At 57.6% G+C, this 14,734-nt stretch carries 10 protein-coding genes; 5 read left to right on the top strand and 5 right to left on the bottom strand.

What is annotated here, in order from left to right; translation table 11 throughout:
- The first annotated feature begins 15 nt into the window (after window positions 1-15).
- Entirely contained in the window at window positions 16-657 is a 642-nt protein-coding gene (locus tag ACXAH3_RS07905) for an RNA-binding protein (RefSeq protein ID WP_474861529.1), read from the top strand.
- A complete protein-coding gene (gene infB / locus ACXAH3_RS07900) occupies window positions 654-3,146 on the top strand; it encodes a translation initiation factor IF-2 (protein WP_474861528.1) in 2,493 nt (830 codons plus the stop codon). The genes ACXAH3_RS07905 and infB overlap by 4 nt, the downstream gene beginning before the upstream one ends.
- A gap of 286 nt (window positions 3,147-3,432) precedes the next feature.
- On the opposite strand, the gene mutT is transcribed toward infB, so the two are convergent.
- The 3 genes from mutT to ACXAH3_RS07885 are packed head-to-tail and all read right to left on the bottom strand — an operon-like array spanning window position 3,433 to window position 6,023.
- Window positions 3,433-3,831 carry an 8-oxo-dGTP diphosphatase MutT gene (gene mutT, locus ACXAH3_RS07895; RefSeq protein ID WP_474861527.1) on the bottom strand — a complete coding sequence of 133 codons (399 nt, stop codon included), beginning with the start codon at window positions 3,829-3,831 and terminating at the stop codon, window positions 3,433-3,435.
- Window positions 3,828-5,129: a bifunctional glutamate N-acetyltransferase/amino-acid acetyltransferase ArgJ gene (argJ, locus tag ACXAH3_RS07890; RefSeq protein WP_474861526.1), complete on the bottom strand. Its 1,302-nt coding sequence runs from the start codon at window positions 5,127-5,129 to the stop codon at window positions 3,828-3,830. Before argJ ends, mutT begins: the two co-directional genes overlap by 4 nt.
- A 15-nt stretch (window positions 5,130-5,144) precedes the next feature.
- Window positions 5,145-6,023 (bottom strand): peptidylprolyl isomerase, encoded by an 879-nt coding sequence (locus tag ACXAH3_RS07885; protein ID WP_474861525.1) that lies wholly within the window; start codon window positions 6,021-6,023, stop codon window positions 5,145-5,147.
- Between the two features lie 178 nt (window positions 6,024-6,201).
- On the opposite strand from ACXAH3_RS07885, the gene secA reads away from it, so the two are divergent.
- From secA to ACXAH3_RS07870, 3 genes are all read left to right on the top strand, one after another.
- Window positions 6,202-8,883, top strand: coding sequence for a preprotein translocase subunit SecA (gene secA, locus ACXAH3_RS07880; RefSeq protein WP_474861524.1), 2,682 nt, complete (start codon window positions 6,202-6,204; stop codon window positions 8,881-8,883).
- Window positions 8,884-8,989: 106 nt separating this feature from the next.
- Window positions 8,990-10,969, top strand: a complete 1,980-nt coding sequence (locus ACXAH3_RS07875; RefSeq protein ID WP_474861523.1) for an acyltransferase family protein — start codon at window positions 8,990-8,992, stop codon at window positions 10,967-10,969.
- A gap of 97 nt (window positions 10,970-11,066) precedes the next feature.
- Window positions 11,067-12,644 (top strand): phosphate ABC transporter substrate-binding/OmpA family protein, encoded by a 1,578-nt coding sequence (locus tag ACXAH3_RS07870; protein ID WP_474861522.1) that lies wholly within the window; start codon window positions 11,067-11,069, stop codon window positions 12,642-12,644.
- 3 nt (window positions 12,645-12,647) lie between these two features.
- Here the strand turns inward: ACXAH3_RS07870 and radC are convergent, their stop codons facing one another.
- Together radC and dnaJ are read right to left on the bottom strand one after the other, a co-directional pair.
- Window positions 12,648-13,421: a RadC family protein gene (radC, locus tag ACXAH3_RS07865; RefSeq protein WP_474861521.1), complete on the bottom strand. Its 774-nt coding sequence runs from the start codon at window positions 13,419-13,421 to the stop codon at window positions 12,648-12,650.
- Window positions 13,422-13,529: 108 nt separating this feature from the next.
- A complete protein-coding gene (dnaJ, locus tag ACXAH3_RS07860) occupies window positions 13,530-14,672 on the bottom strand; it encodes a molecular chaperone DnaJ (RefSeq protein ID WP_474861520.1) in 1,143 nt (380 codons plus the stop codon).
- Window positions 14,673-14,734: the final 62 nt, after the last annotated feature.

Here is a 14,734-nt window from a genome sequence, read left to right as displayed (position 1 = left end):
CTCAGAGGGCGACGCATGACGCGCGGCGGACAAAAAAAGCGGCCGGAAGAGCCCGAACGGCGTTGCATCGCAACTGGTGAAACCCAGCCAAAGGCCGGGTTGATCCGCTTTGTGGTGGGGCCAGATGACATGGTGGTGCCTGACTTGTTGGGCAAACTGCCGGGTCGTGGGATCTATGTCGCTGCCAACCGTGCGGCGATTGCCACGGCGATAAAGAAAGGCCTGTTTTCGCGCGCCGCGCGCAAGCAGGTCACAGTGCCCGATGGCCTGCTTGAGTTGCTCGAGCGTAGCTATGCAGATCGGGTGGTCCATCTGATTGCGATGGCGCGCAAGGCGGGCCAAGCGGTCGCTGGGTATGAGAAAGTTAAAGACTGGCTGATGAAAGATAAGGCCAAAGTCTTGATCCAAGCCTCGGACGGGTCCGAGCGCGGAAAATCGAAGCTCAGACCGCCCCGCGAAGAGGGACGGTTTATTGAATGTCTGACCGGCGACGAGCTGGGTTTGGCGTTTGGACGTGAAAATGTGATACATGGCGCGCTTGCGTCTGGCGGTTTGGCCTCTCGTGTTGTAGAGGAAGCCCAGAAACTGACAGCGATGCGTGTTGTGCAAGACAACGACGGCGGGAAGGCTCGCCGGAAAGGTACGAAGACCAGATGAGCGATAATGACGGCAAAAAGACCCTTGGCCTGCGCGGAAGCCGCCCCGGCCAGGTGAAGCAAAGCTTCAGCCACGGGCGCACCAAAAACGTCGTGGTCGAAACGAAACGCAAGCGCGTTGTCGTGCCCAAGCCGGGTGCGGCAGCTGGTGGTTCCAGCGCAGCGCCCGCTGGTGGTGATCCGCGTAAGCGTCCCGCCGGGATTTCGGATGCCGAGATGGAACGCCGCATGAAGGCACTTCAGGCCGCCAAAGCCCGCGAGGCCGAGGAAGCCGAAAAACGCGCCGCCGAAGAAAAGGCACGCGAGGAAGAGCGCAAGCGTCGTCGCGAAGAAGCCGAAGCCAAGGAACGCGCCGAGCGCGAGCGCGAAGAAGCGCTGAAAGCCAAGGCTGAGGATGAAGCCCGCAAGAAACGCGAAGCTGAAGAAGCTAAGACCCGTGCAAAAGCGGCCCCTGCCCCGGCAGCGGATCCGGCAGCTGCACAGGCTGCTGAACAGCGTGGCACCGGCAAACCGTCGTCGGCTCCGCGCAAGAAAGACGATCGTGGTGGCGCGAATGACCGCCAGAACCGTGGCAAGGGCCGCGATGATGGTCGTCGTTCGGGCAAGCTGACTGTGAACCAAGCAATGCGTGGCGGTGACGGCCGTCAGCGTTCGGTCGCCTCAATGCGTCGCAAGCAAGAGCGTGCGCGTCAGAAAGCCATGGGTGAATCGGTCGAGCGGGAAAAGGTTATCCGCGACGTTCAGGTCCCCGAAGCTATTATCGTGTCGGAACTGGCCAACCGTATGGCAGAACGTGTGGCGGACGTCGTCAAAGCGCTCATGAACATGGGCATGATGGTGACGCAGAACCAAGCCATCGACGCTGACACCGCTGAACTGATCATCGAAGAATTTGGCCACAAGATCGTCCGCGTATCGGATTCCGATGTTGAAGACGTGATCGACTCGGTTGAGGATAAAGAGGAAGACCTGCAAGACCGCGCTCCGATCATTACGATCATGGGCCACGTTGACCACGGTAAAACCTCGCTTCTGGATGCGATCCGCGATGCGAAAGTAACGGCTGGTGAAGCTGGCGGCATCACGCAGCATATCGGTGCATATCAGGTGAAAACCGACAGCGGTACGACGCTGAGCTTCCTGGATACGCCCGGCCACGCTGCGTTTACCTCAATGCGGGCCCGTGGTGCGCAGGTGACGGACATTGTTGTTCTGGTTGTGGCTGCTGATGACAGCGTCATGCCGCAGACCATCGAAGCCATCAATCACGCGAAAGCGGCTGAGGTTCCGATGATTGTTGCGATTAACAAATGCGACAAACCGACCGCGAACCCCGATCAGGTCCGTGCCGAACTGCTTCAGCATGAAGTGATCGTCGAGAAAATGTCGGGTGACGTGCAGGACGTGGAAGTGTCCGCCATCACCGGCGCTGGTCTGGATGAACTGCTGGAAGCCATCGCGCTTCAGTCGGAAATTCTGGAACTGAAAGCCAACCCGACGCGCGCTGCATCTGGGGCAGTGATCGAAGCCCAACTTGATGTGGGCCGTGGTCCGGTTGCGACCGTTCTGGTTCAGAACGGGACGCTGAAACAGGGCGACATTTTCGTCGTGGGCGAGCAGTGGGGTAAAGTCCGCGCGTTGGTTAACGACCATGGCGACCGCGTGAAAGAAGCTGGCCCTTCGGTTCCGGTCGAGGTTCTGGGCCTGAACGGCACACCCGAAGCAGGCGACGTTCTGAACGTGGTGGAAACCGAAGCTCAGGCGCGTGAAATTGCCGAGTATCGTGAACAAGCCGCCAAGGACAAGCGCGCTGCAGCTGGTGCTGCGACCACTCTGGAACAGATGATGGCCAAAGCGAAGGCCGACAAGGATGTGGCCGAACTGCCCATTCTGGTCAAAGCTGACGTGCAGGGTTCTGCCGAAGCCATCGTTCAAGCGATGGAAAAGATCGGCAACGACGAAGTCCGCGTGCGCGTGCTGCACTATGGTGTGGGCGCGATCACGGAAACCGATGTGGGTCTGGCGGAAGCCTCGGGCGCGCCGGTTATCGGCTTCAACGTCCGCGCAAACGCCTCGGCCCGTAACTCGGCCAACCAAAAGGGCGTCGAGATCCGGTACTACTCGGTCATCTATGACCTTGTGGATGACGTGAAAGCGGCGGCCTCGGGCCTGTTGTCTGCCGAGGTTCGCGAGAACTTCATCGGCTACGCAGAAATCCGCGAAGTCTTCAAGGTTTCGGGCGTTGGCAAGGTTGCTGGCTGTCTGGTCACCGAAGGCGTCGCCCGCCGCTCGGCTGGCGTACGCCTGCTGCGCGACAACGTGGTGATCCACGAAGGCACGCTGAAAACTCTGAAGCGCTTCAAAGACGAAGTGAAAGAGGTTCTGTCCGGTCAAGAATGCGGTATGGCGTTTGAAAACTATGACGACATCCGCCCAAGCGACGTGATCGAGATCTTCGAACGTGAAGAGGTCGAGCGTACGCTGGATTGATCGCTCTAACCGATTGAGAAAAAAGGAAAGGGGACGGATTTCCGTCCCCTTTTTCTATACATCTAGAATGGTGTCCCCGTTAGGCGGCCATGTCGCCTGTTACGGGTACGCCGCTATGAAGGCGATGTCCGACACGGACAACGATCCGGCCATCTGACAACGTCTTAACGTACTGGCCCTGCACCATACTGTAGTTACCGATCATGATGGTTCTAAGCACGAGATACCCCCATAAAGGAATCTGAACGCGTTCAGTGTATCACATTACGTGTTAACCGTCGGTAAACTATAAGAGATCGCGTAATATCGGGATCAGCGGCAGGTCCGCAGGCGGCATTGGAAAGTCGCGCAGCTGGTTCACCCGCGCCCATTTCAACACCTGCCCCTCGCGCGGCGTTGGCGTGCCGTTCCATTTGCGGCAGGCAAAGAGCGGCATCAGCAGGTGGAAATCATCATAGCTGTGGCTGGCGAAGGACAGCGGAGCGAGACAGGAGTTCCATGTCTCGATCCCCAGTTCTTCGTGTAGTTCACGGACTAATGCGGCTTCGGGCGTTTCGCCGGGCTCGATCTTGCCGCCCGGAAACTCCCACAAACCGGCCATGGATTTACCTTCGGGCCGTTGCGCCAGCAGGATACGCCCATCGGGATCGATCAGGGCGACGGCGGAAACCAAAACTGTCTTCACGAGCGATAATCCGCGTTGATTTGGATATATGCGTGGGTCAGATCGCAGGTCCAAACGGTGGCCTGACCATCGCCGACGCTCAGATCGACGTCTATCAGTAGGTTATCTTGCTTCATATAGTCCGCTCCGGCCTCTTCCTGATAATCGGGTGATACCCAACCGCCTTCCGCGACCAAAATATCGCCGAACCGGATCGACAGCTTGTCGCGGTCGGCATAGGCGCCAGATTTTCCGATTGCCATGACGACGCGGCCCCAATTGGGATCTTCACCCGCCACGGCGGTTTTCACTAAAGGAGAGTTAGCGATGGACAGCGCGTGGATCTTTGCATCCGTGTCCGATTTCGCACCGGTTACGCGGACTTCAACAAACTTGGTGGCCCCTTCGCCATCGCGCACCACCTGATGTGCCAAGTCCAGCATCACGTCATTCAACGCTGCGCGGAAGGCCGCGTTGTCCTGATCTACGGCTACATCTGATGCTCCGGTCGCGGCCAGCAGCAGCGTGTCCGAGGTCGAGGTATCACTGTCCACGGTAATCGCGTTGAAGCTGTCCTCGTTCAGGTCCGACAGCATCGCTTGCAGATCGTCCTGTGCGATCTTCGCATCGGTGAAGATGAAAACCAGCATTGTGGCCATATCCGGTGCAATCATGCCGGAACCCTTGGCGAACCCTGCGATGTGCACCACTCGGTCTCCGATCCGAACCTCGGCTTTTGCGCCTTTGGGGAAAGTGTCAGTGGTGCGGATGGCCTGCGCGGCGTCTTGCATCGCGTCGGGAACCAAAAGCCCCTTAAGTTCGTCAATCTTGTCGGTGATACGATCATGGGGCAGCGGTTCGCCAATCACACCGGTGGATGCAGTGAAGACACGGTCCTGCGGGACTTGAAGTGCGCCTGCGACGGCTTCGGTGATGGCGGCAACCGATCCGTCACCCGTTGCCCCAGTAAAGGCGTTCGAGTTGCCAGCGTTGACTAAGATAGCTGCACCTTTGTCCGACGCACCGCCCAGCTTGGCCTGACAATCCAGAACCGGTGCTGATCGCGTGGCGGATTTGGTGAACACACCTGCAATCGTGGTGCCCGGTTGAAGCTCGGCCAGCATTACATCCAGCCGATCTTGGTACTTTACACCTGCCTTCACCGCCGAGAACTTGGCCCCGGCAATCACAGGCAGATCAGGAAAACGAGAGGGCGCAAGCGGCGAAACCTTATGCGTGTGATCCTTCGCTGCGGCCAGTTTGGCCTTCAGCTTGGACACCTTTTTTTTCAGCTTTTTGATCTTCGCCGTCTTGCCCATATTTGTCCCCTAAGATCAGTTGTCCAACAGCGTAATATCACGCGTGACGGCAGGGTCGATCCCTTCCAGTTCCATCCGATCGATGTTTGCGCCGTCCAGCAGGGTTTGCAGGGCAGCATCCACGGCATCATTTTCGATTTGGGCCGTCAGTTCGGCGCGGACTTCGTCCAATTCGGGTGCGCCGACCATGCGGGTGTCGTTCAATTTAACCACGTGCCAGCCGAACTGAGTCTCGACAGGGGCAGATACGGCACCTGTTTCAAGCGCCATAACGGCGTCTTCGAACGGTTTCACCATCATACCGGGACCAAACCAGCCAAGATCACCGCCATTGGGGCCGGATGGTCCGGTCGAGAATTCTTTTGCCAGTTCAGCAAAATCTGCGCCACCGTCCAGCTTGGTGATAAGGTCCTGCGCCTCATCTTCGGTCTCGACCAGAATATGCGCGGCGCTGAATTCCTTCGACGGCTCGGCATCCGCATAAGCTGCGTCATAGGCAGCCTGCAACGCCTCATCAGTTACCGCTTCGGCTACAATGCCGTCGACAGTTTCAGCGGCTGCAATCTCGCGACGTTGGTTTTCCAAAATGATTTCGCCGCGACGGCTGATTTCATCGGCGGCTTGGCCCAAGACGGTCTGCTGGATCAGCTGCTCGACCAGACCCGGAAACAGCACGTCATCAGGCAATTGCTGAAACTGCTGCGCCAGAGACTGACGGGCTGCGATCACATGGGCCACGGTGATCTTTTCGTCGTTTACCGTTGCCAGAACTGTGTCGGCCTGTACCTCGACTTTGGGCAGGGCTTCTTCCGTTGTGGTGTCCTGCGCAAGGGCCGGAGCACCCAAAGTCAGCGAAAGAGCAAAGCCAAAGGCAGCCGCGTGGCGATAAAGCATGAAAATATCCTTCAAAACAGGCCGGAAACCCCGGCAACATTGACAGTTTTACACCCGACGCTTACATCGCTAAGGGCTTAAGAGCGTGGGTTCTTGAGCACTTAGATAGGTGGCCAGATCGGGACGGGCAAGTTTCCTCTGGTCAAACCAGCGTTAAACCGCATTGAGGCACAAAATTATGCTTGGAAAAATCGCGCGCAAAGTCTTTGGCACTCAGAATGATCGCAAGATCAAGGCCACACGACCCATTGTCGAAAAGATCAACGCGCTTGAGGACGAATTCGCCGCCCTTACGGATGATGGTATCGTCGCCAAGACTGAAGAGTTGAAGCAACGTGTGGCGGACGGCGAAAAGCTGGACGCAGTCCTGCCCGAGGCTTTCGCCAACTGCCGCGAGGCTGCCAAGCGCGCGCTGGGTCTGCGGGCGTTTGACACACAGCTGATGGGCGGGATCTTCTTGCACCAGGGCAATATAGCGGAAATGAAAACCGGCGAGGGTAAGACCCTTGTCGCCACCTTCCCGGCCTATCTGAATGCGCTGACCGGCAAGGGCGTGCATATCGTTACCGTAAACGACTATCTGGCGAAGCGTGACGCCGAATGGATGAGCAAGGTTTACGGCGCATTGGGCATGACAACTGGCGTTGTTTATCCGCACCAAGCCGATGACGAAAAACGCGAGGCGTATGCCTCTGACGTCACCTATGCGACCAACAACGAGCTTGGCTTTGATTATCTGCGCGACAACATGAAGTCCGAGCTGAAGGACATGTCCCAACGCGGTCACAACTTTGCCATTGTAGACGAGGTCGATTCGATCCTGATCGATGAAGCGCGTACGCCACTGGTCATCTCGGGCCCGTCCGAAGATCGGTCTGAGCTTTATGTCACCGTTGATACGCTGATCCCTGAGCTTACCGAAGAACACTATACGATCGACGAAAAAGCCCGGACCGCCACCTTCACCGAGGAAGGCAACGAGTTTCTGGAAGAGCTTCTGCACGCTCGTGGCCTGCTGCCGGAAGACCAAACGCTGTACGATCCCGAAAGCACGACGATGGTTCACCACGTGAACCAGGGCCTGCGCGCGCACAAGCTTTTTACCCGAGACAAGGACTATATCGTCCGCGATGGCGAGGTCGTGCTGATCGACGAGTTCACCGGCCGCATGATGGCTGGTCGCCGTCTGTCGGAAGGTCTGCATCAGGCCATTGAAGCCAAAGAAGGCTGCAAGACCCAGCCTGAAAACGTCACACTGGCATCGGTCACGTTCCAGAACTATTTCCGCCTGTACAACACGTTGGGCGGCATGACCGGTACAGCTTTGACCGAAGCTGATGAATTTGACGAAATCTATGGCCTTGGTGTGGTCGAAGTTCCGACTAACCGCCCGATTGCCCGGATTGACGAACATGACGCCGTGTATCGCACTGATCGCGAAAAATCCGAGGCGATCGTCAAGGAAATCCGCGCGGCAAATGAAAAGGGTCAGCCGGTTCTGGTCGGCACGACCTCGATCGAGAAATCCGAGCAGCTGTCGCAACTGTTGACCCAAGCTGGGATCAAGCACGATGTTCTGAACGCCCGCCAGCACGAACGTGAAGCGCAGATCGTGGCGGATGCCGGCAAGTTGGGTTCGGTCACCATCGCGACCAACATGGCTGGCCGCGGGACCGACATTAAGCTGGGCGGCAATGTCGAGTTCAAGGTGATGGAAGCCATCGCCGCGAACCCGGATGCGAACCCCGACGACATTCGTGCCAAGATCGAGGCCGAACACGAAGCGGACGAGCAAGCGGTGAAAGACGCAGGCGGTCTGTTCGTTCTGGCCACTGAACGGCACGAAAGCCGCCGGATCGACAACCAGCTGCGTGGCCGTTCGGGCCGTCAGGGTGACCCGGGGCGCTCGGCTTTCTTCCTGTCGCTGGAAGACGATTTGATGCGGATTTTCGGCTCGGAACGGTTAGAGAAAGTCCTGTCGACCCTTGGTATGGATGAAGGCGAGGCTATCGTGCATCCGTGGGTGAACAAGTCGCTGGAACGCGCTCAAGCCAAGGTCGAGGGCCGCAACTTTGACATTCGCAAGCAGCTTTTGAAGTTCGATGACGTGATGAACGATCAGCGGAAAGCGATCTTTGGTCAGCGTCTGGAAATTATGGAAGCCGAGGATCTGTCCGAGATCGCCGGCGACATGCGCCATCAGGTGATCGACGATCTGGTTGACCAATACATGCCACCGAAATCCTATGCTGATCAGTGGGATACCCACGGGTTGCAGGCCGCGGTGATTGAACATCTGGGCTTCGAAGAGCCCGTGGTCGAATGGGCCGCCGAGGAAGGCGTCGATGATGATCTGATCCGCGAACGTCTGTATGATGCGTCGGATGCGTTCATGGCCAAGAAAGCCGCAGATTTCGGACCCGAGACCATGCGCTCGATTGAAAAGCAGCTGATCCTGCAGACCATTGATTCGAAATGGCGCGAGCACCTGCTGACGCTGGATCACTTGCGCTCGGTCGTTGGTTTCCGTGGTTATGCGCAGCGCGATCCACTGAACGAATACAAGACCGAAGCGTTCCAGTTGTTTGAAAGCCTTCTGGATGGTCTGCGCTCTGATGTGACGCAAAAACTGTCTCAGATCCGGCCCATGTCGGAAGAAGAGCAACAGGCCATGATGCAGCAGATGCTTCAGCAACAAAAGGCGCTGGCCGAGGCCGCCGACGAGGCGGAAACCCATGCCAACGCCATTGAAGGCTTTGACGAAAACGACCCAACCACGTGGGGCAATCCTTCGCGCAACGACCCCTGCCCCTGTGGGTCGGGCAAAAAATTCAAACATTGCCACGGTCGGCTGACCTGATCAGGTCGCGCCGCACCCAAACGGCGCGACACGCACAACAAATTCTTGCAGCACCGCCGATAGCTGACCTATCGTAACGCGGCATTTGACAGGATATTGTTGATCTATGATTTACCGGCCCGAGATTGATGGCTTGCGCGCGGTCGCCGTTTTGCCGGTCATCCTGTTTCATGCGGGCATTGGCCTTTTCGACGGCGGGTTTGTCGGCGTCGACGTCTTTTTTGTCATCAGCGGCTACTTGATTACCTCGATCCTGATCGAAGACATCGCTCGCGGTCGATTCAGCCTTCTGAAATTCTATGAGCGCCGCGCGCGCCGCATCCTGCCCGCTCTGTTCTGTGTGGTGCTTTGCACCATTCCATTCGCCATCATGTGGATGTTACCGGCGCAATTACGCGATTATTCTCAAAGTCTTGTGGCGGTCAGCCTGTTTGCCTCGAACTTCCTTTTTTGGATGGAAAGCGGGTATTTCGAGGCCGGTGCAGACCTGAAACCGCTGCTTCACACGTGGAGCTTGGCCATCGAAGAACAGTACTATGTAGTCTTCCCTGTCCTGCTGTTCTTTCTTTGGAAAATGGGTCGGCGCGCGGCTGTTTGGACCCTGGTGCTGATCGCACTGATCAGCCTTGGCCTTGCCGAATGGGGGTGGCGCAGCTACCCCGCTGCGAACTTCTTTCTGGCCCCAGCGCGTGTGTGGGAGCTGCTTACCGGCTCCATCTGTGCGTTTGCTCTGCAAAAGCGGGCCTTACCCGGCAATGACGTCGCCGCCGCGCTGGGCCTTGCGGCGATCGCGCTGTCGGTTTTCCTGTTCGACGACACGACACCGTTTCCCAGTTTGTATTCGCTTCTGCCGGTGATTGGCGTCGTGCTGGTTATCCTGTTTGGATCTGGAACACGGGTCGCTGCCATTCTGTCCACAAAGCCCTTCGTTTCAGTCGGTTTGATCAGCTACAGCGCTTATCTATGGCACCAACCCATGTTTGCTTTCGCTCGCATTCGCAGCTTGACCGAGCCAAGCACCGCCCTGATGCTGTCTTTGGCCGCGCTGTCCTTGGTCCTTGCCGCTTTCAGCTGGCGCTTTGTTGAACAACCGTTCCGCGCGGGTCCAAACACGCAGCTAAAGAGCCGTGCTGGAGTCTTCGCCAGCAGCGTTGCAGGCCTAGTCCTGATTGCAGGCATCGGCGCTTGGGGCCATGTAAACCAAGGGCTTCCCGACCGATTCACCCCGGCCGCGCGCGCGGTTCTGACCTTAAACACAGACCAGATCGACCGCTCATGTCACTTTGACGAAAAGAAAGGTTGGCAGATCCCGAAAGAGGACTGTTACTTCGCGGTCCCGAACCCGTCAGGATCGGTTTTACTGCTGGGTGATAGCCATGCCGCGGCGATCCGGGGTGAAACGGTCGCGGCGCTGAATGCGGCCGGGCAGAACGTCTATGTAAGCTCTTATGGTGGCTGCATTCCCCTTCCGGGCATGGAACGCGTGCACAAACCCTCGACCCATGAATGCGCTGAATTCGTCGACGCTATCATGGCCCATGCCGAAGAAATCGGAACAGATACCGTGGTTTTGGTCGCGAGATTCTCGGCATATGTGCAAGGAACGCGGTTCGACAATGACGAAGGAGGAGTCGAACACGGGATCCGGATGGATGTACGCGACCCGAGCAACATCTCGCAGACGCCGCTGATCGACATGTTGCGCGCCAAGTTTGACGACCTCAGCAACCGCTTCAATCTGGTTCTTGTCGCGCCTATTCCTGAAGCCGGCTGGAACGTCCCGGAACTGATTGCGAAGCGTATGTACTTTAACAACAGTGACGATCTGACTCTAACCACGGGCTATGCGGCCTATCATGATCGCGCGCGGCCTGTGCTGGACCTGTTCTTAGACCTTGGGGAACAGTCCGAGAGCACTGCTTTCGCACCCATTCACCAACGCTTTTGCGATGTTGCTTCTGAAAGGTGTACGAACGCAGGGTCGGAACACATCCTATATCTCGACGACGATCACCTCAGCCCGGCCGGGGCGAAACTGATCGCGCCGGATATCGTTGATGCGGTCTTGTCCCTGTCTGCCAGCTAGCCCGTACGTTGTCGGATTGGTCACGCCCTGTGCTGGAAAATCCACGCTCATGGCGGGAAGCTCTGGCGCTGGGCGCTGAAATACCTATGGTCCCCCTGTGACTCGCGTTCTTCCATATGTCTTTGCACGCCTTTGTGCTGCGGTGCTGGCCATGCTGTTGGTGGGAATTTCGTCAGCCCATGCGCAGGACGTCACCCTGACCTCTCGCGATGGGTCGATCGAGCTAACGGGCCATCTTCTGACCTTCGATGGCGAATTTTATCGCGTGGATACTGAATTTGGCATCCTGACCGTCGACAGTTCAGGTGTCAGGTGCGAAGGGCCGGGCTGTCCCAGCCTTGGCCCCTTTGTGGCCGAGATGACGATTTCCGGTGCGCATAATATGGGTGCGGTCCTGTTCCCCGCGCTGGTCGAAGGCTTCGCGCTTCGTAGTGGCTACGCACTGAAGCGCGAGGAAATTCAAGGGGTTGGAACGCTCTATACTCTTCTGGAAGGTGGCAGCGGGCAAGAGGTTGCTCGCTTTACCATCAAGCTAACCACCAGTTCGGAAGGTTTCGCCGATCTTCTTAGCCAACAGGCTGATATGGTTCTGTCGATGCGGCAGGCCACCACTCGTGAGCGCAGTCTTGCGCGCGATGCCGGGCTGGGTGATTTGCGCATCGCGCGTCAAAGTCGTGTGGCAGCGTTGGACGCGCTAGTGCCGATTGTTTCGCCCGGAAATCCAGTTACGAAGCTGTCGATCACACAACTTGCGGCGATCTATTCCGGGAAGATCCGCAACTGGTCTGATCTGGGTGGCGAAGATGCACCGATCACGCCCTATATGATGGATGTCGAAGAAGGCTTTGGTCCGGTTTTCATGCAGGATGTGATTGCGGCACAGGGCGTAACCTTGTCGGACCGGGTGGTGATACACCCCACGAGCCGTACCCTTGCTGACGCCATTGCGCGCGATCCCTTTGGCATCGCGATGACCACATTTACCCAGCGTGGCAGCGGCGAAGTGGTCGAGCTTTCTGGCAATTGCGGCTTTTCGGTCCATGCCTCGCGAGCGTCGATCAAGTCCGAAGACTATCCTCTGACAATGCCGATGTTTCTATACCTGCCAGAACGTCGCCTGCCCCAAGTCGGGCGCGAATTTCTATCCTATCTGCGCACGGATAGCGCCCAGTTCGTGACCCGACGGGCAGGTTTTGTGGATCAGGCGCTGACGCGGCAGCCGATTCGTGCGCAAGGGGATCGGATGGCAAATGCGATTACTACAGCTGGCGAGGAAGTTGGCTTGGACGAGCTGCAACGGATGATCCAGACTCTGACCGGGTCCGAGCGTCTGTCCATCAGCTTCCGTTTCGAAGGTGGCTCGACCCTTTTGGACGCGCCGTCGCGGTCGAATGTGGCCCTGCTTGCTGCCGCGTTAGAGAGCGGTAGATTTGATGGTAAGCGTTTGTCATTTATCGGCTTTTCCGATGGGCAAGGCGCGGCCGTGCAAAACAAAAACCTGTCCGAGCGCCGTGCGCGCGCTGTACTCGAACAGGTCCTGGCCCAGCTCGAGGCTTTCGACGCCACCCGCGTAGACATGCAAATCGATGCCTTTGGCGAGGCGATGCCAATGGCCTGCGATGACAGCGCATGGGGTCGCAGCGTAAATCGACGTGTCGAAATCTGGGTGGATTAGACCCTAAAGATATCCTTCAGACCGAAAGCTCAACTCGGTTGATTTCCCAATAATCAGATGATCATGCAGCGCAATGGCCAGCGCTTTGGCGGCGTCGTTCACTTGTGCCGTCATCTGAATATCACTATCAGACGGGGTCGGGTCGCCGGACGGATGATTATGTACCAAGATCAGCGCTGACGCGTTCAGCTCCAACGCCCGTTTCACCACCTCACGCGGATAGACCGGCACGTGATCGACGGTTCCTTTGGCTTGCTCTTCATCAGCGATCAGGACGTTCTTGCGATCCAGAAATAAGACGCGGAATTGCTCGGTATCCCTATGCGCCATGGTCGTATGGCAATAGTCCAGAACTGCATCCCAGCTGGATATTACATGCCGCTGGATCACCTTTGATCGGGCCATGCGATGCGCCGCGGCCTCGATGATTTTCAGGTCAGTAATGACGGAATCCCCGATGCCAGGCACCGCGCGCAACCGGTCCGTAGGGGCAGTTATAACGCGGTTGAAATCTCCAAACGTGTCTAACAGCTTACGAGCGATGGGTTTCACATCGCGACGTGGGATGGATCGGAACAACAACAATTCCAGCAATTCGTATTCCGGCATTGCCTGCGCCCCACCTTCATTGAAGCGCGCGCGCAGTCTTTGGCGGTGATCCTTGATATATGATGGCAGCTTTCCCGCCTTCATGTCGATTGGGACTGCCGGAGCCTCGTCCGTATCGAACAGGCTTTGAGGCATCTCGGCGAATTGGAAGTCACTGTGTTCAGTCATAGGGGCAGCCTGCCCCAGAACTGGTGAATGAAAGGTTAACGCGAGCCACAAACTAAAACGCCCCGGTGTTTGTGCGACACCGGGGCGTAAGGTTTCTTAGAAAAGCGATCAGCCTTTCATGCTGTCCCAGAAACTTCTGACTTTCGAAAAGAAGTTCGTGCTTTCCGGGTTGTTCTCTTCCGATAGTTTTTCGAACTCGCGTAGCAGTTCTTTTTGCTGCGAAGTCAGATTGACCGGCGTCTCCACCGCAAGCTCGATATACATGTCGCCGTTGGGTCCACCACGCAAGCCAGGCATCCCCTTCGAGCGCAGACGCATCTGACGGCCCGATTGGCTGCCCGCCGGGATTTTCACGCGCGAGCGGCCGCCGTCGATGGTTGGAACCTCGATATCGCCGCCCAGTGCAGCGGCGCTCATGGAAACTGGAACGCGGCAATGCAGATGCGTGCCTTCACGATCGAAAATGGCGTGTTCTGCCACCTCGATGAAGATGTACAGATCGCCAGAAGGTCCACCGCGCATCCCGGCCTCGCCTTCGCCAGCCAAGCGAATTCGAGTGCCCGTTTCAACACCGGCAGGGATGTTCACCGACAGCGAGCGTTCCTTTTCCTTGCGCCCTGCCCCGTGGCAGGATTTGCAAGGGTTCTGGATAATCTGGCCGGTGCCCTGACAGGTCGGACAGGCGCGCTCGACTGTAAAGAAACCTTGCTGCGCGCGAACCTTTCCCATGCCCTGACAGGTCGGGCAAATGGCGGGCTCGGCGCCGGATTCAGAACCGGTACCATCACATTCTTCACAGGCGACCGAAGTCGGTACGTTGATGGTTTTTTGCAGGCCCGAGAACGCCTCTTCCAGCGTTACACGCAGGTTATAGCGCAGGTCGGATCCACGTTGAGCACGTGCGCGGCCTCCGCCACGTCCGCCACCCATAAAGTCGCCGAACAGATCGTCAAACACGTCCGAAAACGCGCTGGCGAAATCACCTTGGCCCGGATGTCCACCACCGGGGCGCCCACCCATACCACCTTCAAAGGCGGCATGGCCAAAGCGGTCATAGGCGGCTTTCTTTTCGGCATCCTTCAGGACGTCGTAAGCCTCGTTCACTTCTTTGAACTGAGACTCGGCGTCTGGATTGTCGGAATTCCGGTCAGGGTGAAGCTCTTTGGCTTTCTTGCGATAGGCTTTCTTCAGCTCGTCTGCCGAAGCACCTTTCGCGGCGCCAAGTACCTCGTAATAATCACGTTTTGCCATGGGGTCGTCTCCACTTGGGAGGGAGGCAGGGCCGCTATGCAGCCCCGCCCTTTAACCTAAGC

This window comes from Aliiroseovarius sp. ABM4_368, from assembly GCF_056161205.1.
Note: the sequence above shows the minus strand (reverse complement) of the source record. Positions and strands in the feature narration are given on the sequence as shown.